The sequence below is a fragment of the Pigmentiphaga litoralis genome (assembly GCF_048632615.1).
Taxonomy (GTDB): domain Bacteria; phylum Pseudomonadota; class Gammaproteobacteria; order Burkholderiales; family Burkholderiaceae_B; genus Pigmentiphaga; species Pigmentiphaga litoralis_B.
Window position 1 is genome coordinate 391,039 of record NZ_CP184479.1, and the last position, 23,440, is coordinate 414,478.

At 65.0% G+C, this 23,440-nt stretch carries 22 protein-coding genes and 1 pseudogene; 9 read left to right on the top strand and 14 right to left on the bottom strand.

The annotated features are described in order from the left end of the window. Nucleotides 1-178: 178 nt before the first annotated feature. Nucleotides 179-403, bottom strand: coding sequence for a hypothetical protein (locus tag ACNANG_RS01865; RefSeq protein WP_420225759.1), 225 nt, complete (start codon nt 401-403; stop codon nt 179-181). 177 nt (nt 404-580) lie between these two features. On the opposite strand from ACNANG_RS01865, the gene ACNANG_RS01870 reads away from it, so the two are divergent. Further along, nucleotides 581-748 carry a hypothetical protein gene (locus ACNANG_RS01870; RefSeq protein ID WP_420225760.1) on the top strand — a complete coding sequence of 56 codons (168 nt, stop codon included), beginning with the start codon at nt 581-583 and terminating at the stop codon, nt 746-748. Between the two features lie 11 nt (nt 749-759). On the opposite strand, the gene ACNANG_RS01875 is transcribed toward ACNANG_RS01870, so the two are convergent. Next, complete coding sequence (locus ACNANG_RS01875) at nt 760-1,575, bottom strand: NAD-dependent protein deacetylase (protein ID WP_420225761.1); 816 nt, start codon at nt 1,573-1,575, stop codon at nt 760-762. Nucleotides 1,576-1,700: 125 nt separating this feature from the next. On the opposite strand from ACNANG_RS01875, the gene ACNANG_RS01880 reads away from it, so the two are divergent. Next, nucleotides 1,701-1,910: a hypothetical protein gene (locus ACNANG_RS01880; RefSeq protein ID WP_189609151.1), complete on the top strand. Its 210-nt coding sequence runs from the start codon at nt 1,701-1,703 to the stop codon at nt 1,908-1,910. Between the two features lie 107 nt (nt 1,911-2,017). After that, on the top strand, nt 2,018-2,407 hold the full coding sequence (locus ACNANG_RS01885; protein WP_420225762.1) for a hypothetical protein: 390 nt from the start codon (nt 2,018-2,020) through the stop codon (nt 2,405-2,407). A gap of 132 nt (nt 2,408-2,539) precedes the next feature. Here the strand turns inward: ACNANG_RS01885 and ACNANG_RS01890 are convergent, their stop codons facing one another. From ACNANG_RS01890 to ACNANG_RS01900, 3 genes are all read right to left on the bottom strand, one after another. Further along, the gene (locus ACNANG_RS01890; protein WP_420225763.1) at nt 2,540-2,884 is read right to left on the bottom strand and encodes a hypothetical protein; all 345 of its coding nucleotides are present in this window, start codon (nt 2,882-2,884) and stop codon (nt 2,540-2,542) included. 73 nt (nt 2,885-2,957) lie between these two features. Then, a complete protein-coding gene (locus ACNANG_RS01895) occupies nt 2,958-3,254 on the bottom strand; it encodes a hypothetical protein (protein ID WP_420225764.1) in 297 nt (98 codons plus the stop codon). Between the two features lie 33 nt (nt 3,255-3,287). Then, the gene (locus ACNANG_RS01900) at nt 3,288-3,767 is read right to left on the bottom strand and encodes a hypothetical protein (protein ID WP_420225765.1); all 480 of its coding nucleotides are present in this window, start codon (nt 3,765-3,767) and stop codon (nt 3,288-3,290) included. Nucleotides 3,768-4,014: 247 nt separating this feature from the next. On the opposite strand from ACNANG_RS01900, the gene ACNANG_RS01905 reads away from it, so the two are divergent. After that, nucleotides 4,015-4,683 (top strand): glutathione S-transferase family protein, encoded by a 669-nt coding sequence (locus tag ACNANG_RS01905; protein WP_420227679.1) that lies wholly within the window; start codon nt 4,015-4,017, stop codon nt 4,681-4,683. A gap of 120 nt (nt 4,684-4,803) precedes the next feature. Here the strand turns inward: ACNANG_RS01905 and ACNANG_RS01910 are convergent, their stop codons facing one another. After that, nucleotides 4,804-6,306 carry an iron-containing redox enzyme family protein gene (locus ACNANG_RS01910; protein WP_420225766.1) on the bottom strand — a complete coding sequence of 501 codons (1,503 nt, stop codon included), beginning with the start codon at nt 6,304-6,306 and terminating at the stop codon, nt 4,804-4,806. A gap of 179 nt (nt 6,307-6,485) precedes the next feature. Between ACNANG_RS01910 and ACNANG_RS01915 the strand changes: the two genes are divergently transcribed. Continuing rightward, nucleotides 6,486-7,454 carry a methyltransferase gene (locus ACNANG_RS01915; protein WP_420225767.1) on the top strand — a complete coding sequence of 323 codons (969 nt, stop codon included), beginning with the start codon at nt 6,486-6,488 and terminating at the stop codon, nt 7,452-7,454. Between the two features lie 102 nt (nt 7,455-7,556). On the opposite strand, the gene clpB is transcribed toward ACNANG_RS01915, so the two are convergent. From clpB to ACNANG_RS01940, 5 genes are all read right to left on the bottom strand, one after another. Beyond that, nucleotides 7,557-10,154: an ATP-dependent chaperone ClpB gene (gene clpB, locus ACNANG_RS01920; RefSeq protein ID WP_420225768.1), complete on the bottom strand. Its 2,598-nt coding sequence runs from the start codon at nt 10,152-10,154 to the stop codon at nt 7,557-7,559. Nucleotides 10,155-10,340: 186 nt separating this feature from the next. Continuing rightward, a complete protein-coding gene (gene radA / locus ACNANG_RS01925) occupies nt 10,341-11,711 on the bottom strand; it encodes a DNA repair protein RadA (protein WP_179588178.1) in 1,371 nt (456 codons plus the stop codon). Between the two features lie 15 nt (nt 11,712-11,726). After that, nucleotides 11,727-12,911 (bottom strand): alanine racemase, encoded by a 1,185-nt coding sequence (gene alr, locus ACNANG_RS01930; protein WP_420225769.1) that lies wholly within the window; start codon nt 12,909-12,911, stop codon nt 11,727-11,729. Nucleotides 12,912-12,960: 49 nt separating this feature from the next. After that, nucleotides 12,961-16,152, bottom strand: coding sequence for an efflux RND transporter permease subunit (locus ACNANG_RS01935; RefSeq protein WP_420225770.1), 3,192 nt, complete (start codon nt 16,150-16,152; stop codon nt 12,961-12,963). Next, complete coding sequence (locus ACNANG_RS01940; protein WP_420225771.1) at nt 16,152-17,429, bottom strand: efflux RND transporter periplasmic adaptor subunit; 1,278 nt, start codon at nt 17,427-17,429, stop codon at nt 16,152-16,154. The genes ACNANG_RS01935 and ACNANG_RS01940 overlap by 1 nt, the downstream gene beginning before the upstream one ends. Nucleotides 17,430-17,569: 140 nt before the next feature. Between ACNANG_RS01940 and hpnC the strand changes: the two genes are divergently transcribed. From hpnC to ACNANG_RS01960, 4 genes are read left to right on the top strand one after another with little or no spacing between them, the layout of a single operon-like run. Further along, nucleotides 17,570-18,484 (top strand): squalene synthase HpnC, encoded by a 915-nt coding sequence (gene hpnC, locus ACNANG_RS01945; RefSeq protein ID WP_420225772.1) that lies wholly within the window; start codon nt 17,570-17,572, stop codon nt 18,482-18,484. After that, entirely contained in the window at nt 18,481-19,344 is an 864-nt protein-coding gene (gene hpnD, locus ACNANG_RS01950; RefSeq protein WP_420225773.1) for a presqualene diphosphate synthase HpnD, read from the top strand. The genes hpnC and hpnD overlap by 4 nt, the downstream gene beginning before the upstream one ends. A 1-nt stretch (nt 19,345) precedes the next feature. Beyond that, a complete protein-coding gene (locus ACNANG_RS01955) occupies nt 19,346-20,458 on the top strand; it encodes an NAD(P)-binding protein (RefSeq protein WP_420225774.1) in 1,113 nt (370 codons plus the stop codon). After that, on the top strand, nt 20,434-21,090 hold the full coding sequence (locus tag ACNANG_RS01960) for an FAD-dependent oxidoreductase (protein ID WP_420225775.1): 657 nt from the start codon (nt 20,434-20,436) through the stop codon (nt 21,088-21,090). Before ACNANG_RS01955 ends, ACNANG_RS01960 begins: the two co-directional genes overlap by 25 nt. 416 nt (nt 21,091-21,506) lie before the next feature. Here the strand turns inward: ACNANG_RS01960 and moaE are convergent, their stop codons facing one another. The 3 genes and pseudogenes from moaE to glp all read right to left on the bottom strand — a co-directional run bounded on the left by moaE (nt 21,507) and on the right by glp (nt 23,435). After that, complete coding sequence (gene moaE, locus ACNANG_RS01965; RefSeq protein ID WP_420225776.1) at nt 21,507-21,968, bottom strand: molybdopterin synthase catalytic subunit MoaE; 462 nt, start codon at nt 21,966-21,968, stop codon at nt 21,507-21,509. A 2-nt stretch (nt 21,969-21,970) separates the two neighbouring features. Beyond that, nucleotides 21,971-22,227 (bottom strand): annotated as a pseudogene (gene moaD, locus ACNANG_RS01970) (molybdopterin converting factor subunit 1). Continuing rightward, the gene (gene glp, locus ACNANG_RS01975; protein WP_420225777.1) at nt 22,224-23,435 is read right to left on the bottom strand and encodes a gephyrin-like molybdotransferase Glp; all 1,212 of its coding nucleotides are present in this window, start codon (nt 23,433-23,435) and stop codon (nt 22,224-22,226) included. Before glp ends, moaD begins: the two are co-directional and overlap by 4 nt. Nucleotides 23,436-23,440: the final 5 nt, after the last annotated feature.

The following is a 23,440-nucleotide window of genomic DNA, read 5'->3' on the forward strand; positions in this document are numbered from 1 at the left end:
ATGGCCGCTGCATGCGGCAAGCGCCAACGCAGCCAATGCGGTCAGGCTTGCTGCGCCGAGATGTCCACCCACATACCGTCCCATACTTCCCCCCGGGAAAAATGCGTTGGTCGATCATAACCCGGGGTAATGGGGCAGGATCAACCGCAACAGGACGACGACGCCACGCGGTGTTGTATCACATGATATCCAGGGATTCCGGCCATTCACGTACTCGCTGGACCGACGTGCTGCCCATGACCAGATACACGGCCATCAGGCCGGCTTTGTTCCGGACGAGCACGTAGCGGTGGCCATCGGCCTCGCGGATTACCGAATCCTTGCCGGGTTGGTCGGGAGACCCGCTGCGCAGGTATGCCTTGATCGCGCGCTTGATCAGCGCGGCGTCACTTCCTTGTTCCATTGCACTCTCGGTGTGGGAAAAACTACATCTTGCACGGCATGGCGCGGCACGCTGGACGGCCATGGTTGACGAAAGAACCGCACTCGCTCCTGGGGATGACAGGCCGATGACCGTTCATCGGAGGGGTTTCGCTGCACGGCACAAAAATTGCTGAAAGCGGGTATCACGGAGATTGACATGTCCACCGCTCTACCCGCCTTCGACATCTACTATCGCGCCATGCTGCTTGCGGCAGAGATGGCTTTGCCTTATCACGGTGTGCCGGATCCCGACGAAACGGATTCGGAGCAACCTGTGGAGCCGGATTCACCGGAACCATCGCCAAACAGTCCCGTCCTAGGCTGAATGCGGGCCCGTCAGGCCACCAGAGCTTCCAGCGCCACGCTACAGGACTGCTGAACCTTCAGCGTCAACAAATCGTCGGCGCGGGTCTGCCCCAGGTTGACGGCACAAATCGGGATACCCAGCCGCGCTGCCATTTGCGCGTAGCGGTAGCCCGAGTGCACCATCAACGACGATCCTACCACCAGCATGCCATCCGCGCTTTCCAGCGCACTGATGGCTTGTTCGATCCGTTCGCGCGGAACCGTCTCGCCAAAGAACACCACATCCGGCTTCAGAATCCCGCCGCATGCTTCGCACCGCGGCTCACGGAACTGCGAAAAATCCTGATGATCCAGGTCTGCGTCGCCGTCCGGCGCGTCGCTGGCAGCCAGGTGCACCCACTCGGAATTGGCGCTTTCCAGCATGACCTGGACGTCTGGCCGGGGAATGACACGTTCGCAACTCATGCACCGGACCCGGTCCAGCCGCCCATGCAAGTCCAGCACACGGGTGCTGCCGGCGGCTTGATGCAGCCCGTCCACGTTCTGGGTGACCAGGAGGGCGATGTGCCCCTGTTGCTCCAGCCGCGCAAGCGCTGCGTGTGCGGCGTTGTAGCGGGCGCGGCCAAAGCTGCGCCAGCCGATCATGCTGCGCGCCCAGTAGCGAGCCCGGGCCACCGGGTCTCCCATGAAGACCTGATACGTCATGGGCGGGCTGCGTTTCCAGCCGCCCGTCGCATCGCGATAGTCGGGAATGCCTGAATCGGTGCTGCACCCTGCCCCGGTCAACACAAAGAGCCTGGGGTGGCGGGCGATGAAATCCTGGAGTGCGGTGTCGTTCACGGTCATGGGAGACCTTCACCTCGTGTTTGAGCTAGGGATTCTAGTGGCTTTTGCACAGCATTCCGGCCTTGCGTTTTGGACGACGTAAGCGAGTGTGCGCTACCATGGCCCGCGTCCCGGAGAGCCTAGTCATGAAGAAAATTTTCCAGTACACCCGTCGCGCTGCCCAACGCCGGTTGTATGCGTTCGAAATGTCCGCGCGTCATCACGCCGCGACCCTCCAGTCCGAGCTGGATCTGGGTGAGCCGTCTTTCGACAAGGCACCCAATCCGACACTGGTCGAGGGCCCGGTGCTGCGCCGAAAGATCACGGATACCGAATACGACGGTCATGTGGGCTGATGCCGGGCCAACGCCCTGACAGATTTGGTTACGCTCAGACCATTTTTGCTCCACATTGCAGGCCGAGAATGGTTTCATCCGCAAACACCGCGGACCTGGAGATCACTATGAAACGCGTCGCAACCGGACTTTTGCTCGTAGCCACCCTGACCATGGCAGGCCAGGCATCCGCCTGGGGCGGTGGCCGGGGGCATGGCGGCCACGGCGGCCATCGTGGCGGCGGCAATGTGGCAGGCGCCCTGATCGGTGGCGCCGTGATTGGTGCGCTGCTTGGCTCGGCCGCGACCCGGTATTACGAACCGCCCGTCGTGTATTCCGCGCCGCAGCCCGTGTACGTGCCGCCGCCCCAGGTGGTGTACGAGGCGCCGCCGCCGGTGGTCTATGCCCGCCCGCGTGAACGCTGCTTCGATACCTACCTGCAGGAATATGTGCCGTGTTACGCGCCACGGCCCCGTCATCGCGACTATCCGCCCGCGGACTATTACTACGGCCGGTAATTCAAAGGCCTTCCGCGGCAAAGCGTAGATGGCGCCGGATCAGGAAAAACAAAGGGACCGAAAGGTCCCTTTGTTGCATGCGCCAGGCCCGCCAGCCGTCCTCACACTAACTGATGTAGGGCGGACAACGGCTCACTTCTTCTTTTTCTTCTTTTTCTTTGCCCCGGTGCTGTCCGACGCGTCGTCGGACACATCGGTCGGCACTTCCATCGCCGGCTCGAATTCGATATCGATCTCGTCGTCCAGCGTCTGTTCGTAGACGGCGCCGCAGAATTCGCCCCACAGCGCCACGGCCGCCTTGCGCGCGGCGCTCAGGCTTTGACCCGAAATTTCTGGCGTGCCGAGCGGGTCCAGGACCTGATGGGTCGTCGTGCCGTCGATGACGATTTCGATGATTGCCGCCGCGCCGCTGTCATACCAGCCAACGATTCGCGCAATCGGCGCCGGGGTCGTACCGGTCCGCGATGTGTCCGCCATGTGCTGCTCCACCTAAGATGAGCCGTGACTGTAGCGCGTCCGGGTTGCAGCCACCACCTTGCACGCCATCTGGTTACGACGTCACGCCGGCGCTGCGGTCACGCGCCGTGGACGCGAAGTCGCCGTCGGCCAGCAGCACCATGCCGTTACTGGGGACTTTGACCGTGGCAGCCTGGTGGATTTGAGCCTGGTGCTTGACGTAGGCGTCCAGCAGATCGTCGGGTGCGTCGCTGCGGGCCTGAAATATGCGACGCAAGGTGCTGCAGGCGATTTCGACGACGACGGGTCCGCGGGTGTCATGGAACAGAGTGAAGCGCACGCCGGTTCCATCAACGACAGGGGTGTTGCCAGCGGCGGTCTGATTGGTCATGGGAGGTGTCCTTTGTCATGCATGGAAAGTCTGTCAGTGGTTGATGGCGCTGATGCCTATCCTGGCCGGCTTGGCGCACGTGGCATCGACGCATTTGCCGGTAAACCACACCTGCCCCGACCCGATCATGAGTCCGTTGCTGTTCGAAAACAGCGTCTCGTAAGTTTGCGCCGCGATGGCCGCCCTCACCTTGGGCGTCATGATGTCGTCATACCGGGCCAGGAACGCCTTGGGGGTTTTCAGCACCTTGCGGCGGGCCGCCAGCATCGTCGAAAAAGGATAGTGGACCAGGTTGGCGACGGCCGGTCTGTCGTCCGCCGCGACCGCTTTTTGCAAGGCAGCCAGGAAGTCAGCATAAGGCTGGTGGGCGCCGTAAAGGCGGTCCAGTCGGGCGTCGACGACGGCCTTGCTTGGCAGCGGGGCGGCCGTGGCGGCGCTTGTTTCCGCGACGCTTTGCGCGTTCGCTTGCCACGCCAGACATATCAAGGGCAGCGCCCACCATCGCACGTTCATGTGTCCCCGCATCAAGAGTCATCGCGCCCGCCGGCTCAGTGGGCGCGTCTGCGTAACGCTAGCACTGAAAGTTCATCCGGCTCCGGCCATCTCTTGCCAAGGACGTAACCTAATGAATCCCGACCACACCCCTCGGATCGACGGCAGTACTGACTCGGGCGCCCGCGCCGCGGCGCAGCAGGCACCCCTACCGCAGCACGGTCCCGCGCCGCAACAGCAGCCGGGGCCATTCAGCCCCAACCCCGTGATGGATCAAGGCGACCTGGTGCTCTACCACGCGCCCAATACCCGATCGGCGGGCGCTCGCATCCTGCTGGAAGAACTAGGTGTGCCCTATCGGCTGCATGTGCTCAACATGAAGGCCAATGAACAGCGATCTCCGGCTTTCCTTGCGGTAAATCCCATGGGCAAGGTGCCGGCGCTGGTCCATCAGGGTGTGCTGGTTACCGAACAGGCTGCCGTCTACCTCTACCTGGCCGATATGTTTCCTGAGGCGGGCCTTGCCCCCGCGGTCAATGACGTGATGCGTGGCGCCTATCTGCGCTGGATGGTGTTCTATGGATCGTGCTTCGAGCCGGCGCTGATCGACCGAGCCATGAACCGGGAGCCGGGCCCGCCGTCGGCCACACCGTATGGTGATGCCGAGACGACGATCGCCGCCATTTCGAACCATCTGGAAAAGGGTCCCTACATCTTGGGCGACCGCATGACGGCAGCGGATATCCTTTGGGGGACGTCGCTGCAGTGGGTCACACGCTTCAAGCTGATCACACCGACACCGGCTGTGCAGGCCTATATCGATCGAATGGCGGCGCGACCGTCATTCGCGAAGATCCGCGAGGAAGACGCGGCGTTGTCAGCACAGCATGCCTCGGAAGTGGACCCGCAGAACGGGGCGGCGCCCGCATCGAGCTGAGCGGTCATCGGCGCCGGCCACGCGCCGCGGGATCGGTCAAACAACAACGGCTGCCTCTCAGAGGCAGCCGTTGCATATCTTCCCGACGCAGCGCGGTTCACGCCCCGCGTCAAGCGTCCCTCAAACCAGCGTCGCGTCCAGCTGGCGCGAGAACAGACGCGTCGCCAACAGACCCGGCTCGGTGTGGTGCAAGGCGGGCGACATCCACGCGATAAGATGCGCACGCGCTTCGGCCGGGGTTCGTGCCGACGCCAACTGGTCTTCGAATTCGCGCAATTCTTCGGATGCGCCCTCGGCGCCCGGCTTGCCACCGAAACCTTTGCCACCATCCACCGACGCCTTGCCGACCGCTTCATCGTCATGCACGGCCAGCGTGTTGAACAAACGCTGGCGCGCGCGGAACGACAATTGGCGGGGCGGGAAGGTCGGCGCGGGCTGGCCTTCCACGCGCGGCGCCGGATGCGTCAGTGCTTCCCCCGCAATCCAGTCGTGAATGACCTGACGCTCGTAGCCGTCGAACACGCCGAACATCTCGGCGCGTTCCCCCTGCAGCAGCTTCCAGAACCGGCTGTTCTGGGGATCCTGATTGCGCTTGATCCAGCCGTGCTTTTCCATAGCGGCAAGAAAGCCAGGAATCTGATCCGGCTCGGCCAGCCAGTCGGTCACGCTTCGGCCACCTACCCGGCAGTAGTCGGAATGCACCAGCTTGCCCACGTCGGCCTTGCGCACCATGACGTCCAGCATCTCGGCGTCCAGGCTGTAGTTTTTGATGACGGACTCGGTGCTGGCGCCCAGGGAATTGAGCATGTAGCCGTTCACGACACGCTGGTAGTAGGCGTCGCGGTCGCCCATCTTGGGAGCGGCGGCCAGCATGCCCTGCACCGCGCGGTGCGCATGGCCGGTGCTGCCGTTGTCGATCGTCACGTGCAGGGTAAAGTAATAGGGATCGATGCCCAGTTCATTCAATTCGTACGATGTGATCAACAGATGCAAAGGCAGCTGCTCGTACCCCAGGTTGAACCCAATGATCTCGGGCAGAAATTCTTCCGCGTGACTGGCAAGGGCCAGCTGAATGGCGCCCTGGACAAAGTGATCGTCACTCAAGGTCTGCCAGGTGTTGCAGTCGTTCGAATCGAGCAAGGCGTTGTAGAGCACCACGTGATTCTTGCCCGGTACGCCGTCACCCAATTCTTCAAGGTAGGTTTTGACCAGCGGCGTGTAGCGCGCATCACCACTACGGTTGAGCAATCCATACAGCCAGGCGCCGTCCACCAGCTTGGTCGGCGCCACACCGCGAATGAAATGCAGTGCATGCGCACGCGTCGTGAAGTAGCGGCGTGGGGCGCCCGCCTTGCGCTCGGCCAGGTAGTCCCGGTACTGCATTCCCACCTTGTCCGCCTGGTCGGCCAGGGCGTCCGCCACGTCGTGCATGTCGGCTGGTAGCTCGGGGGCCAGATCGCGCGCCAACGCAAGTTGATCCTTCAGGTAATCCCGCGCCGCGTCGGCCTGACGCGCGGAAAAGCTGGCCTGCGACAGCGCATCGTAAATCCGCCGTGCAGGACCCGCCCGCAGGGGTCGTCGTGACGTAACAACTGGCAAACTTTCCTGAACGTCGTTAAGCATGATCCATTTCCTGTGCCGCATGCCTGCGTCGGGTGCCGACACGGCTGCTGTTTTGTCGATGAACAAGGCATCGCAAAGACCGTTCCCGCCCCGCCCTGCCCCTGCAAATCGCGACCATCCCCTACGGTTGAGCAGGTCGCCGTGTATGCTTTGCGTCCCCGACGGCACAGGCGCACACCATGGTTGACCACCCCACGATCCCGGAAGATGACGAACTGCGCATGGACGCGTTGATCGCCCTGACCTCCTATTTGAAGGACGGCGGCTATCGGTTCATCACGCCGAGTCCGGCAACCCATGCACGGGTGAACAACCGCCCGACCAATGCCCTGGCGAATCGACTGGAAGACGTATTCGGCTGGAGCCGCCCTTTCGAAGAAGGTCTGCTGCCCGACGTGGTGTTCGCCATGATGGATCATGCAGGCGTCGCGCTACGGGATGGTGACGATTGGCGCAGCGCGATCCGTGTGTCGACCGTGGACGGCCTGTGCTTGATGCATTCGGCCTACCCGACCACCGAAGCCGATTCCGTGTTTCTGGGGCCGGACACCTACCGGTTTGCCACGGCCTTGCGGCAGGTGATGGATGCGCGGCGCGCCCCCGTGCGCCGCGCGGTGGATATCGGCACCGGCAGTGGATGCGCGGCATTGATGATCGCGCGCCAATGGCCCGACGCCGAGGTCTGGGCGGCCGACATCAACGCCGCCGCGCTGGAAGCCACCCAGGTCAACGCGTCGGTCAACGGCACGGCCAACGTCATCCCATGCGACAGCAATCTATTGCAGGGCGTCGAGGGAGAGTTCGACCTGATCGTCGCCAATCCGCCGTATCTGGTGGATGCCAGTGAACGGGCCTATCGCCATGGCGGCGGTCCGCTGGGCGCGGGGCTGTCGCTGGCGATCGTGGAAGCAGCCGTCACGCGGCTGGCCCCCGGGGGCACGCTGGTGCTCTACACCGGCGTCGCCATCGTTCACGGTGAGGACCCATTCCTGGACGCCGCCACGCCGATGCTCAAGCGGGACGACATCACGTGGTCATACCGCGAAATGGATCCCGACATCTTTGGCGAAGAGCTGTTGTCGGCGTGTTACGCCGAAACGGACCGGATCGCGGCGGTGGTGCTGATCGCAACGCGGCGGGGGTCATAGGCCGCGTCGGTCACGCGCACCCTTCAGGGCAAAATTCAGGGCAAAAAAACCGGCGCACAGGATGCGCCGGTTTGTCATTGCACTTCGCCTATCGAGGCATGATCACTGCAAGGTGCGCGTGAAGACGAATCCGTCGTCGTGCCAATCGACGGGCACGACGTCGTTCGGACCGAACTTGCCCTCCAGGATCAGCTTGGCGACCGGGTTTTCGATCTCCTGCTGAATCGCACGCTTCAAGGGACGCGCGCCAAACACCGGATCGAAGCCCGACCGTGCGATCTGAGCCACGGCGTCGTCCGACACTTCCAGACGCATCTCCATCTTGGCCAGACGGTCGGCCAGCCGTTGCAATTGCACTCGGGCAATCGACTGGATGTGTTCGGCATCCAAAGCGTGGAACACGACGACTTCGTCAATCCGGTTCAGGAATTCAGGCCGGAAGTGGTTCTTGATCTCGTCCCACACCACGGCCTTGATCTCACCATACGGCTGACCCGCCATCGCCTGGATCTGATGCGACGCCAGGTTCGACGTCATCACGACCACCGTGTTCCGGAAGTCCACGGTGCGACCCTGCCCGTCCGTCAGCCGGCCGTCGTCGAGCACTTGCAGCAGGACGTTGAACACGTCCGGATGCGCCTTTTCGACTTCGTCGAGCAGGATCACGCTATAGGGTTTGCGCCGCACGGCTTCGGTGAGGTAACCGCCTTCTTCGTAGCCCACGTACCCCGGGGGCGCGCCGATCAGACGCGCCACCGAATGCTTTTCCATGAACTCGCTCATGTCGATCCGGATCAGGTGTTCTTCGGAATCGAACAGGAAACCCGCCAGTGCTTTCGTCAGCTCGGTCTTGCCCACGCCCGTCGGGCCGAGGAACAGGAACGATCCATACGGGCGCTGCGGATCGGACAACCCCGCACGCGAACGGCGGATGGCGTCGGACACCAGCCGCACGGCTTCGTCCTGGCCGATCACCCGCTGATGCAGCCGGTCCTCCATGGCAAGCAACTTGGCGCGTTCGCCCTGCATCATCTTCGACACCGGAATACCGGTGGCGCGCGACACGACTTCGGCGATTTCTTCGGCGCCCACTTGCGTGCGCAGCAGACGGGGCTTGTCGGAGGGCGCGGCGCCTTCTTCATTGCCCACTTCGGCCGACTTCAGACGCGCTTCGAGTTCCGGCAGCTTGCCGTATTGCAGCTCCGCCAGCTTGTCGAACTGGCCCTTGCGCTGCAATTCGGCCATGTCGGCGCGCACCTTCTCGATCTCTTCCTTGATCGATTGCGTTCCCTGCACCGCGGCCTTTTCCGACTTCCAGACCTCTTCGTAGTCGTTGTACTCGCGGCTGAGCTTGCCCAATTCTTCTTCGAGCAGCTGCAGACGGCGGCGCGACGAGTCGTCGGTTTCGCGCTTGATGGCTTCCCGCTCGATCTTGAGCTGGATCATCCGGCGTTCCAGGCGGTCCATCACTTCCGGCTTCGAGTCGATTTCCATGCGGATGCGGGCTGCCGCTTCGTCGATCAGGTCGATCGCCTTGTCGGGAAGGAAGCGGTCCGTGATGTAGCGGTTCGACAGTTCGGCCGCGGCGACGATGGCGGGGTCGGTAATGTCGACGCCATGGTGCAGTTCATACCGTTCCTGCAAGCCGCGCAGGATGGCAATGGTCGCTTCCACGGTCGGCTCGCCAACCAGCACCTTCTGGAAGCGGCGCTCCAGCGCGGCATCTTTCTCGATGTACTTGCGGTATTCGTCCAGCGTGGTCGCGCCGATGCAATGCAGTTCGCCGCGCGCCAGCGCAGGCTTGAGCATGTTCCCGGCATCCATCGCGCCTTCGGCCTTGCCGGCGCCGACCATGGTGTGCAGTTCGTCGATGAAGACGATGTTGCTGCCGGCGTCTTGCGACAATTCCTTCAGGACGGCCTTGAGGCGTTCTTCGAATTCCCCGCGGAACTTGGCGCCGGCCAGCAGGGCCGCCATGTCGAGCGACAGCACACGTTTGCCCTTCAGGGACTCGGGCACTTCGTCATTGACGATGCGCTGCGCCAGGCCTTCCACGATCGCGGTCTTGCCCACGCCAGGCTCGCCAATCAGCACCGGATTGTTCTTGGTGCGGCGTTGTAGGATCTGGATCGCGCGGCGGATTTCGTCGTCGCGGCCGATGACGGGGTCGAGCTTGCCCTGGCGCGCGCGCTCGGTCAGGTCCATCGTGTACTTCTTGAGGGACTCGCGGTTGCTTTCGCCTTCCTGAGAGTCGACGGACGCGCCGCCACGGACGGCGTCGATGGCGGCCTCGAGCGCCTTGCGCTGCAGGCCGGCGTCGCGCAGCAGACGGCCGATTTCGCCTTTGTCGTCGGCAGCGGCGAGCAGGAAGAGTTCGCTGGCGATGAAGTCGTCACCGCGCTTGTGCGCTTCCTTGTCGGTCTTGGTCAGCAGCGCCTGCAGTTCGCGGCTGGGCTGCAGGGTGCTGTCGCTGCCCTGCACTTGCGGCAGGCGCGAGACGGCGTTGGCCAGATCCGGCGTCAGCTTGCTGACCGCCACGCCGGCGCGCGCCAGCAGGCTGCCGGCACCGCTTTCCGTATCGGACAACAGCGCCGACAGCAGGTGGACGGGCTCGATATAAGGGTGATCGTTACGGGCAGCCAAGCTCTGGGCGTCGGCCAGAGCCTGCTGGAACTTGGTGGTCAGTCGATCGAATCGCATGATGGGTCACATTAGGTTGGTGAGGCCTATCGGCCTGATAGTCAGCACGTATGGGCATACGGAATGAATTCAAGCGCTTGTGATCCGCGTACGACGTTTGGCGGGTGCGACGGATGGACACGCCTGTCAGGCGCCTGGGCTGGGCCAGAACAGGAGCCCGGCCGGCCCGGACCTGGTCCTGCGCAGCTACACCCCGCGCAGCTTGTCCAGCGCGGCGTCCAGCCGGTCCACCGCCCAGATTTCCAAGCCTTCGATCGGCTGGCGCGGGGCGTTGGCCTTCGGGATGAGCGCGATGCTGAAGCCCAGCTTGGCGGCTTCGCGCAGGCGTTCCTGGCCGCGCGGCGCGGGACGGATCTCGCCCGCGAGCCCGACTTCGCCAAAGGTGATCAAGCCCTTGGGCAAGGCACGATTGCGCATGGACGACGTGATGGCCAGCAGCACCGGCAGGTCGGCAGCGGGTTCCGTGATCTTGACACCGCCCACCGCGTTCACGAACACGTCCTGATCGAACGCCGCCACGCCGGCATGCCGGTGCAGCACCGCCAGCAACATGGCCAGACGATTGCCTTCCAGACCCACCGACAGGCGGCGCGGATTGGGCACGTGCGCCGTGTCGACCAGGGCCTGGATCTCGACCAGCAAGGGCCGTGAGCCTTCCTGGGTCACCATCACGCACGAGCCTGGCACCTGCTGGTCGTGCTGCGACAGGAACAGCGCGGACGGGTTGGGCACGCCGCGCAAACCCCGGTCCGTCATGGCAAACACGCCTAGTTCGTTGACCGCGCCGAAGCGGTTCTTGAACGCCCGGATCAGGCGGAATGAGGAATGGGTGTCGCCTTCGAAATACAGCACGGTGTCGACGATATGTTCGAGCACGCGCGGGCCGGCCAGCGCGCCCTCTTTGGTCACATGACCGATCAGGACGATGGTGATGCCGCGCTGCTTGGCGAAACGCGTCAATTGCGCGGCGCACTCACGCACCTGGGCCACCGAACCGGGCGCGGAGGTCAGCTGTTCCGAATACACCGTCTGGATCGAGTCGATCACCGCGACTTCCGGCGCAACGTCGGTCAACGCAGCCTGAATGGCTTCCAGCCGGATTTCGGCCAGCAGGTCGACATTGCCGGTTTCGAGGCCGAGCCGGGTGGCGCGCAGAGCCACCTGGTCTCCGGACTCTTCGCCCGACACATACAGCACGCGGCGCGACGCCGACAAGGACGCCAGCGCCTGCAGCAGCAAGGTGGATTTGCCGATGCCCGGATCACCACCGATGAGGATCACCCCGCCAGCTACCATGCCGCCGCCCAGCACCCGATCGAATTCGTCGATGCCAGTGGGAAAGCGCGGCGTTTCGCGCGCTTCGATCTCGGACAGCTTGCGGACCGGCGACGACGCCGCCAGCGGCGCATAACGGTGAGCGGCGCCCGTGGGCGAAGCCGTAGGCGCCGTCGTTTCATCCAGGGTGTTCCAGGCGCCGCAATGCGGGCATTTACCGGCCCATTTGGGGCTGGTGCCGCCGCATTCGGAACACACGAACATCGATTTCAGTTTGGCCATGGGGTCTTGTGTTGCTTATGCCTCGGATCGGATCGCTACGCGCGGCGCAACCGCGCACAACAGTTCATAGCCGATGGTGCCGGCGGCCTGTGCCACCTCGTCCACCGACAGCCCATCGGCGCCCCAGAGCGTGACAGGCGTTCCCACCCGGGCGCCCGGCACCGGGGTCAGGTCAACGGCCAGCATGTCCATCGAAACGCGGCCCACCAGGCGGGTACGCACGCCCCCCACGACGACGGGCGTGCCCGTGCCCGCATGGCGCGGATAGCCGTCGGCATAGCCGCAGGCCACGACGCCAATGCGCATGGCCGTTGTCGCGCGGAAGGCGGCGCCGTAGCCGACCGACCCACCCGCGGGCACGTCTTGCGTGCCGATCAGCGTGGATCGCAGCGCCATGGCCGGCTTCAGTCCGTAGGATTCGGCGGAACGATCGTCGAAGGGCGTCGAACCATACAGCGCGATGCCCGGCCGCACCCAGTCGGCCGCCACTTCCGGGAACCGCAGGCTGGCGGCGGAATTGCACAGGCTGACCGGGCCGCGAAGGCCGGACGTCACGTCGCGAAACACCGCCAACTGGTTGGCGATGCCGGCCGGGCCATCGGCGGTAGAAAAATGCGTCATGTGACCGACCGTCCCGATCTTGCCGCGTTGGGCGAAATCCGACAGCCGCTGGAACGCGGCGCGATAGGCGGACGGCACGAAACCCAGGCGGTTCATGCCGCTGTTCAGCTTCAGGAAGACGTCGACCGGCCGGGCGAAACGCGCATGCTCGATCATGTCCAGATGTTCATCGGTGGTGACCGCGATGGTCAGATGGTAGCGGCCCACGATATCAAGGTCGGCTGGCTCGAACACCCCTTCCAGCAGCAGAATGGGGCCGACCCATCCGGCCTCGCGGCACCGTACGGCTTCGGCCAGGTCCAGCATGGCCAGGCCATCGGCGTTGGAAAAGCCGGCCATGGCGCGCTCAATCCCGTGGCCGTAGGCGTTGGCCTTGATGACGGCCCAGATACGAGGAGGCGCCAAGGTCGATGCCCCTGCACCTGTACTTGCACCTGCTGCTGCCCCTGCTGCTGCACCTGCTCCGCCGCCGGCCGCCCCCGCGGCAACCGCCGGCACCCTAGCCAGGTGCTGGCGGACGGTGGCGAGGTTATGCGCAAGGGCGGAACGGGAAACGGTGGCGTAAATGGGACGGGGCATATCGGTATGACTGTGGGGCTGAAGACATCGGATTCAAGCTTGAACGCAATCAAGCCTGGCGCGGCGCATCGGGGCGCCTGACCCGGAAGCAGGCCGCGTAAAGAGCCGGCAAGAATAGCAGGGTGAGAAACGTGGCGACGATCAGGCCGCCCATGATGGCGACGGCCATCGGCCCCCAGAACGTACTACGCGACAGCGGGATCATGGCCAGCACGGCGGCCGCGGCGGTAAGCATGATCGGCCGCGAGCGCCGCACCGCGGACTCGACGATGGCGGTCCACACCGCCTCCCCTTCTTTCACGTGCTGCTCGATCTGGTCGATCAGGATCACCGAATTGCGGATGATCATGCCCAGCAAGGCGATCACACCCAGTTGCGCGACGAACCCGAACGGCGCCTTGAACAGCAGCAGCGCCAGCGCCGCCCCGATGATGCCCAGCGGACCGGTCAGGTACACCAGGATCGCCCGCGACAGACTGTGCAGCTGCACCATGAGCAGCGTCATGACCAGCACCAGCATCAGCGGGACATTGGCCACGATCGAAGATTGCGCCGTACCGGATTCTTCGGTGGCGCCGGCCACGGCAATCTCATAGCCTGCCGGCAGATTGCGGCGAAGTTCGGCCAGCTTGGGGTCGATCTGCGCCGTGACCGTCGGGCCCTGGATGCCATTGCGCACGTCGGCGTTGACGGTGATCGCGTAGTCCCGGTTCTGGCGCCAGATCACGCCGGGCTCCCAGGTCAGATGCGGCGTCGCGATCTGCGACAAGGGTACGTAGCGGCCCGATGTCGTCGGTACGCTGGCCTCGGCCAGGCGGGTCATGGCCGCGCGTTCATCGGCAGGCTGGCGCACCACGATATCGATGAGCTTGTTTTCCTCTCGGAAGGTGCCGATAGGCGCGCCCGTCAGCAGCAGTTGCGCGGTGCGCTGCAGGTTCTGCGACGTCACGCCCAAGGCCCGGGCCTTGTCCTGGTCGATCTCCAGACGCAACACCTTGACGTTCTCGTTCCAGTTGTCATTCACGCCCACCGTATTGGGGTTGGCTCGTACGATTTCCTTGACCTGGTCGGCAATGCGCCGGACCACCGCGATATCGGTCCCCTGCACGCGGAACTGGACGTCGTACGGCACTGGCGGACCGCTGGACAGCAACTTCACGCGCCCACGCACGTTCGGAAAATCATTGTCGAACAGGGTCTGCAGCCGCGCACGCAGCGCATTGCGGTCCGCCAGGCCGCGCGACGTCACCACCACCTGCGCCAGGTTGACCTGGTTCAACTGCAGGTCCAGCGGCAGGTAGAAGCGGGGGCTGCCGACGCCGATGTAGGTTAGGTGGCTCGACACTTCGGGCTGGGCCGACAACCATTTTTCGAGCTTGAGCGCTTCGGCCTCGGTCGCCTGGAAGCTCGCGCCTTCGGGCAGCCACAGGTCCACGGTCAGTTCCGGGCGATTGGATTCCGGGAAGAACTGCTGCTCGATCACGCTGAAGCTTGCCGCGCCCAGCACCAGCATCGCCGCCGTGATGCCAATGACGATCCAGCGAAACCGCAGGCAGGCATCGACCAGACGCCGCAGGCCGCGATAGAACCGGGTGTCGAACACGTCGTGTTCGCTAGCCGGGCCGGGGTGCCCCGGATCGTCGGGATTGCCGTTGGCGGATTGATGCGGCTTGATCCGCAACAGCAGGAAACCGATGTACGGTGTGAAGATGACCGCCGCGATCCAGGACAGGATCAGCGCAATCGCCGTGACGGCAAAGATCGAGAACGTGTATTCGCCGGCCGACGACTTGGCCATCGCGATCGGCAGGAAACCCGCCACGGTGATCAGGGTGCCGGTCAGCATCGGAAACGCAGTGGACTGGTAGGCAAAGGTCGCGGCATCCAGCCGGTCCATGCCCTCTTCCATTTTGCGCACCATCATTTCGACGGCGATGATGGCGTCGTCCACCAGCAGGCCCAGCGCGATGATCAGCGCACCCAGCGAAATCTTGTGCAGGTTGATGTTGAAAATATGCATGCACAGGAAGGTCGCGGCCAGCACCAGGGGGATGGTCAGCGCCACGACCAGTCCCGGCCGCACGTCAAGCCGCAACGGCCGCGTGTGCAGCCCCAGCGCCAGGAAACTGACGGCCAGCACGATCACCACGGCTTCGATCAGCACGTGCACGAACTCGCCGACCGACTCCTTGACCGCGCTGGGCTGGTCGGCTGTCTTGACCATCTCGATGCCCACCGGCAGGCTTGCGTTGATCCGGCGTTCGACCTCGGTCAGGCGCTTGCCCAGCCCGACGATGTCGCCGCCCTTGACCATCGACACGCCCAGACTGATCACTTCCTGGCTGCCCGCCGCCGTGCCATGACGCATCTTGCTGGTAGGCGGATCCACATAGCCGCGTTCGACCGTGGCGATGTCCCCGAGGCGGACCGTCCCGCCCGCCGACACCCCCGCCGCGTTTTGCGCACTGGCCGCGACCCGGATGGGGAGATTGCGCAGCCCTTCCACGTCCTTGATCTGGCCCGTTACGCGCACCCACAGGCGTTCGTCGGGCAGCACCAGCACGCCGGACGGTTCAATGGCGTTCTGGCCAGTCAGCTGGCTCGACACGTTTTCCAGAGAAATTCCGTACTGCGCCAGCTTGCGCTGCGGGACCTCGATATAGACCTTTTCATCCTGAACGCCGAACAGCTCGACCTTGGCCACGTCCTGCACGCGCAACAGTTGCTGGCGCACGTCTTCGACGTACTTCTTGAGTTCAGCGTAGTTGAAGCCGTCGGCCGAGAACGAAAAGATGACGCCAAACGTGTCGCCGAATTCATCGTTGAAGAAGGGCCCGACCGTACCGGCGGGAAAGGTGCTTTGGATATCGGACACCTTCTTGCGCACCTGATACCAACTGTCCGCCACCGCCGATACCGGCGCACCCTCTTCCAGCTGCAAAATGGTGAGCGTCTCGCCAGGCTTGGCGTAACTGCGGATCTTGTCGGCATACGGCACCGTTTGCAGCGCGCGTTCGATGCGGTCCGTCACCTGCTCGATCGTCTGTTCCGCCGACGCGCCTGGCCAGTAAGCCCGCACCACCATGGCACGGAAGGTGAACGGCGGGTCTTCGTCCTGACCCAGCTGCATGTAGGAGAACACCCCGCCGAGCAGCAGCACGGCGATCAGGTATCGGACGATGGGCTGATGTTCCAGCGCCCAGCGGGACAGGTTGAAACGGTGCTGTTGGGACCCCGACATCAGCGTGGTGCTCCGCTGGCGGAAGCCGCATTGGCGCCACTGCCAGGCGCGGGGGCGCCACCCGGCATGACCGACGCCGCGCCGTTGGATGCCGCGGCCGTGGAGGACGCCGATGACGAGCGGGTGCCGGGCGCGGCTGCCGTCTCCAGCCGCTTCACCCGCTGGCCTTCGCGCAACAGGTGCACGCCGGCCGTGACGATCTCTGCCCGCGCGGGCAAGGTGCTTTCCAGCAGCGCTTCGGTATCGGTGACGGTGGCCAGGCGGACCGGCGTGCGGGTGACCACGCCCGTATCGGGCGTAAATACCCAGACCCAGGTCTGATCATCCTGCCGCAGCAAGGCGCTGAGCGGCACGCGCACCAGGGGTTGTTCACTGCGGCCGGCGAACCGCACCGTGGCCGTCATGCCGAACCGCACACTGGGCGGGGGATCGATCAGTCGCAGGCGCGCGGCAAAGCCCCGGGTCGACGGGTCCGCCGATGCACTGATCTCGCGGATGACACCCTTTATGGGCGGCCCACCGGACCACAGCGTCACGTCGGCCGTGTTCAAGCCACGGACCTGATCGACGCGGTTTTCGGGGATCTGGAAAGCGGCTTCCTTGTCGGCCGACCCGGCCACGTGCATGACGGACTGCCCTGCCGCCACCACCTGCCCGACCTCCGCGTCCACACTGGTGACGACACCGTCCGCGGGCGCCGTCAGCACGGCGTAATCGGCCTGGTTGGTCTGCACCGACAGGCCGGCGCGGGCCTGCTCGTACTGCGCCTGGGACGCCTCCGCCGCCGTGCGGCGCGCTTCGAACTCGGCGGCGCTGATGAAGCCCTTGCGGCGCAATTCGTCGTAGCGCGCCAGATCGGCCTGCTTCTGCTTGCGGTCCACGTCGGCCGCGGCCAGCTGCGCACGCGACGCGCTTTCGTTCAGGCGCAGGTCGGACGCGTCGATCCGCGCCAGCACCTGGCCCCGCCTGACTTCCTGGCCGGCCTGCACCCGCCGTTCCAGGATCTTGCCCGCCACCCGGAACCCCAGCGCCGAGTCGACCCGGGGGCGGATCTCGGCGGGAAATTCGCCCACCAGGTTGACGTCGCCCGCTTCAAGGACGAGCGTACGGACAGGCCGCAGCACCTCGGCTTCGGCCGGCGCCTTGTCCTTGCATGCCGTCAGCCCGGCCGTGGCAGCCAGACCCAGCAACAGGACCCCGGCCGTCCGCAGCATCCGCCTGGCCGACCCTGGAACAGGTCGCTGGCGGGGTGGGCGCGCGGTACGGGCATCGGACATGGCAACACTCAAGAGTCGTGGGTGCCTCATTATCGGCCACCTGAAGGCAAATCACTAACCGTCAACCTGGACAGGTTCATCCTGGTGAAAACCTCTGGTCCATCTGTCGGTATGATGCCTGCCTGCCCTTCCGAGCCCCCATGCCTGTCGATCACTACGAAAACTTTCCTGTCGCGTCCTTCCTGCTGCCGCCCGCCTTGCGCGGATCGGTCACCGATTTGTACCGTTTTGCCCGCAGCGCCGACGATATCGCCGACGAAGGCGATGCCACCGATGCCGAACGCCTTGCCGGATTGACGCGGTATCAGGTGATGCTGGACCGGATCGGCGTTGCACGAGGCGTTCAGGACGATCAGGATACGCACGGCAAACCATCTTTGGCGCATTCGGTGGCTGCCTCTACCTTCGACCCCGATCTTGCCTCGATCTTCGTGCCGCTGGCGTCGACCATCGACCGGCACAACCTGCCCCTTGCGCCCTTTCGTCGCCTGCTATCGGCCTTTGCCCAGGACGTGACGGTCAAGCGCTATGCGGACTATTCCTCATTGCTGGACTACTGCCAACGCTCCGCCGACCCGGTCGGGGAGCTGATGCTGCGGCTCTACGGCGCCGCGACGGCCCGGCACCTGGCCTGGTCCAACGCCATTTGCTCGGGATTGCAGCTGACCAACTTCTGGCAGGACGTGGGGGTCGATTGGGACAAGGGCCGGATCTATGTGCCGCTGGACGACCGCACCCGCTTCGGGGTGACCGAGGAGGCCATCGCCGCGCACCGCGCCGATGGGCCTTTCCGCGAACTCATGGCCTTCGAGGTCGATCGCGCACGGGCGCTGCTACACTTCGGGGCACCCTTGGCCCTGGCGCTTCCAGGCCGGATCGGATGGGAATTGCGCCTTGTCGTGCTGGGCGGACTGCGCATCCTTGAACGGATCGAGGCGGTCGGCTTCGACGTGTTCCGCCACCGGCCCGTGCTCGGCAAGTCCGACTGGCTCCTGCTGGCCTGGCGAGCGTGCCGCCTGCCGCACACCCTGCCCGCAACCTCCTCTTCACTATGACGCCTGATCAGTACTGCCAGGAAAAGACCGCGCAGAGCGGTTCCAGCTTCTACTACAGCTTCCTGTTCCTGCCCCCGGAGCGCCGACTGGCGATCACCGCGCTATATGCCCTGTGCCGGCAACTGGACGACGCGGTCGACGAAGCCAGCGACGCTTCCGTGGCCCGCATCAAGCTGGCCTGGTGGCGCACCGAAATCCAGAAGCTGTTCGACGGCAAACCCGATCATCCGGTCACCAAGGCGCTGCAACCTCACCTGGCAAGCTGTGGAATCACCCAGGCCCGGCTGGTGGCGATCGTGGACGGCATGGAAATGGACTTGGATCAGACGCGGTACCTGGACTACGCGGGACTGCGTAAGTACTGTTGGCATGTCGCGGGTGTGGTCGGTGAGCTGTCGGCCGGCATCTTCGGCTACAGCGACCCCGCCACCCTGGTCTATGCCGACAAGCTTGGCCTGGCCTTCCAACTGACCAATATCATCCGCGACGTGGGCGACGACGCGCGCAAGGGCCGCATCTATCTGCCGGTGAACGAACTGCAGCAATTCGACGTCAAGGCATCCGAAATCCTGAACGGCAAGTATTCGGACCGGTTCACCGCGCTGATGCAATTCCAATGCGACCGGGCCCGCGCCGCGTACCGCGACGCCCTGGCCGCGCTGCCGGAACAGGACCGCCGGCCCCAGCGCCCCGGGCTGATGATGGCCGCCATCTACTACGCCTTGCTCGACGAGATCGAAGCCTCGCAATTCCAGGTGCTTCATCAGCGCATCTCGCTCACGCCCGTGCGCAAGCTGTGGCTGGCGTGGCGCACGTACGTCAGTGGCGGCAGGTTCGTGCAGCGCCGCATCGGCGCCTGAGTTGGTGACGCCTAGACGGCCATGGGTCGCAGTGGTCGGCGCCGGCTGGGCCGGGCTGGCCGCGGCGGCGCGCCTGACGCAGCGCGGTTGCGATGTCACCGTGTTTGAAAGCGCTCACGAGCCCGGCGGGCGGGCGCGGCGTGTGCCGATGCGCTCGAAAGCGTTCACGGCCGAGCCGGACAGCGGACGGATTCGTGGAGCGATAGGGAGGCGTCACGGCGCGGAAGGTGCAGGTGATTGGGGTGCTGGAAGCGAGGGCCTTGCGAGGCACGGGGTCGCGAGCCAAGGTGCAGCAAGCCATGACGCCGCAGGCGGGGGCTTCGCTGCCAACCTGGACAATGGCCAGCACCTGCTGCTGGGCGCCTACACCGACACGCTGGCCCTGATGCGCAGCCTTGGAATGGAACCCGACGCGGCGCTGCAGCGATCGCCGCTGCGACTGGTCAGCGCCGATGGCCAGTTCGAGTTGAAAGCGCCAGCATGGCTGCCCGCTCCCCTGCATGTCGCCGTCGCGCTGCTGACCGCGCGGGGCCTGACATGGAGCGACAAACGCGCGGCCATCCGTCTGCTCAGTGCATTGAAAGCCTGCCGCTTCCAGCCGGCGCAGCCTACGGTCCGTGACCTGCTGACGGCCACCGGCCAAACGGATCGTGTCATCGAAACGCTGTGGCGGCCGCTGTGCCTGGCGGCCTTGAATACGCCTCTGGACCAGGCGTGCGCAAGGCTGTTCGCCGTGGTGCTGCGGGACAGCCTGGCCACGACGCGCGCCGACAGCGACCTGCTGATTCCGAGAGTGGACCTGTCCGCCCTGTGGCCGCAAGCCGCCGCCGCGCGGTGCACGATGCGGTATGGGCATGCGGTCCGCTCGATCGGGCTGGTCGCGGGGGTGGGACCGAGGCGGGTGCGGCTTCGGCGGGTGCCGGTGCGGGTGCGGGTGCGGGTGCGGGTGCGGGTGCGGGTGCGAGTGCGGGTGCGGGTGCGGGTGCGGGTGCGAGTGCGGGTGCGGGTGCGGCAGCAGCTCACGGTACAGGGACGAATTTCGGTGGGGGCGCGCGTGCGTACGATGACGTTGGCGGGGCCGCTGTCGAATTGGGCAGAGATTGTGTCTCGGTAGACGGCCTCCTGTTCGACCAGGTCGTACTTGCCGTCCCACCCGTCGTCGCTGCCCGGCTGCTCTCAGGGCTCGAGAACTCGGCCCCGCTATGCGACACACTGCGGGCGTTTACGTATCTGCCCATTGCCACGCTGACCGTGCGTCTGGCGGGTCCCTATCGACTGCCTTCCCCGATGATGATGCTATTCGATGACCCCGCCACCGGCCATGATGGCCAGTGGGTCTTCGACCGCGGCGCCTTGCTTGGACTGCCTTCCGAGCATGCGGAACTGACCGTGGTGATCAGCGAAGCCAGTGCCCTGGCAGACCGACCCCGCGATGCGGCCATCGCCCTGCTCGTCCAGCAATTGCGCGATCACCTGGCCGCCCATCCAGACCGCCTGCCGCCACTTCCTGCCGTGACGGACACGTCATTGATCATCGAAAAGCGCGCCACCTTTGCAGCCATACCCGGCCTGGTGCGCCCCGCCAATCGCACGCCATGGACGACGGTGACGCTGGCGGGCGACTATACGGACACCGGCTATCCGGCAACGCTGGAAGGCGCCGTGCGCAGCGGGCTGGCAGCCGCGGACCGGGTGTACAGGCAGATCGAACGGGTCAGGCAGGCAGCCGATAACGCGGCAAGGTGATGTTCCAGGGCCTCACAGGGAAGGCGGCCTGAGACGTGTGAGCTGTGGCCAATGAATTGGGACTTGTGACTAGGGACTTGTGACTTGTGACCTGGAACCTGTGACCTATGACCTGGGACCTATGACCTGGGACCTGGGACCTATGACCTGGGACCTGGGACTTGTGACCTGGGACTTGTGACCTGGGACTTGTGACCTGGGACTTGTGACCTGGGACCTGGGACTCGTGACCTGGGACTTGTGACTTGTGACCTGTGACCTGTGACTTATGACTCGAGATCCGAGACTTTGGACCAGTGAGCAGTGACCTAGGACTTGTGACCCAGACCCGGACCCGACCCGGTCATGTCAACGGAGACGCAGTTTGTCAGCTGGAGCCCGCGCGCAAATCCGCACACAGCTCCCCAATCAGCCTCTCAGCCCTGCTCCGGTAAGCCCCAGCGCCGAGCCGCATCGTGATCGCTGTCGCGCGCATCCACCCACCGCGCACCATCCGCCGTCACTTCCTTTTTCCAGAACGGCGCCTGCGTCTTCAGGTAATCCATGATGAATTCGCACGCCTGGAAGGCATCGCCCCGATGCCGGCAGGCGACGGCCACCAGCACGATCTGGTCAGTGGGCCGCAACTCCCCCACCCGGTGGATCACCCGGACGCCATTCAACGCCCACCGCGCGCGAGCCTGCTCGACGATCTCGGTCAGGGCCTTTTCCGTCATGCCGGGGTAATGCTCCAGCGTCATCGAGGCGACGCCCTCGCCCGCGTTGATGTCGCGCACCGTGCCGATGAAGCTGGCGATGGCACCCACGGAAGGGTCCTGCTGCAACGCCTTCAGTTCGGCGCCGGCGTCGAAGTCGTCATGCTGCACGCTCACGGACATGATCAGCCCCCGGTCACCGGTGGAAAAAACGCCACTTCGGCGCCGTCATGCAAAGGCGCGTCCGCTGTCACCATGGTCTGGTCAACCGCTGCGCGCACGGGGCGCGCACCGCCCAGCGCGGCCTCCCAGTCGTCTCCGCGCGCGACGAGCCAGGCGCGCAGATCGCCTACGGTCTGCACGTCGGGGGGCAGCGTCGCGCGTTCGCGATCCTTGCCCAGCGATTCGCGCAGCGATGCAAAAAGCGCAGTTCAATGTTCATGTCAGAAGATCCGCGAAGCTGATGAACTGGACCATATCGCCCTGGGCGATGGTCTGGCCAGGCGGGTTGTCGATCACGCCATCCCCCCAGACGGTGGACGTTAGCACGTTGGACAACTGGTTCGGAAACAGGTCGAGGCCGCCCTGAAGGTTGCGCCGCACCCGCAGGAATTCCCGGCGGCGGTCGCCCTTGGGCCACACGAAATCGGCGCGCATCGGCACGCGCACCGGCGTGACGTCGGCCACGCCTGCCAGGCGCAATAACAAAGGCCGCACGAAAAAGGCGAACGTCACAAGACTGGACACCGGATTGCCCGGCAGCCCGATGAAGGCGGCTTCGGACGCGTCGCCCCGACGCACGCCGCCAAAGGCCAGGGGCTTGCCAGGCTTGATCGCCAGGTTCCAGAGATCCAAATGGCCTTCGGCTTCCACCGCGGGCTTGACGTGGTCTTCTTCACCGACCGACACGCCCCCGGTGGTAATGACGAGGTCGTTGTCCGCCGCCGCGCGGCGCAGCGTATCGCGTGTCGCTTCCAGCGTGTCGGGAACGATGCCCAGATCGGTGTGTTCCACCGGCAAGGCCTGCAATAGGCCACGCAGCAGATAGCGGTTCGAGTTGTAGATCTTGCCCGGCGCCAGGGGTTCGCCCGGCATGGCAAGTTCGTCGCCGGTAAAAAAGGTAGCCACCCGCAGGCGCGGCCGCACGGCCAAGGTCGCCACACCGACCGAGGCGGCCAGCGCGACATCTTGCGGACGCAGGCGCATGCCCGCCGTCAGGATGCGGGAGCCTGCCTCGATATCACAGCCTATCGTGCGCACCCACTCGCCCGCTGCTGGAGCGACCGTGAAGCGCACACGATCGCCATCCACGACCGCCTGTTCCTGCATGATGATCGCGTCGGCGCCAGCGGGCACTTCCGCGCCGGTAAAGATCCGGGCGACGCTGTTGGGGGCCAGCGGGGTCGGCACCGATCCCGCGGGAATGCGTTGCGATACCGGCAGTCCGTCGGCCAGCGCGGCGCCGTCGGCGGTCCTGACGGCATACCCATCCATCGACGAATTGTCGACAGACGGCACGTTGATGGACGAGGTGATGTCGGTCGCCAGCACGCGACCCGTGGCATCCATCAGATCGACGTCCTGGGTCGCGCCGGTCGGCGGCGTTGCGCGTGCCAACAGGCGCTCCAGCGCCTCGTCCATGGTCAGCAAGGGGG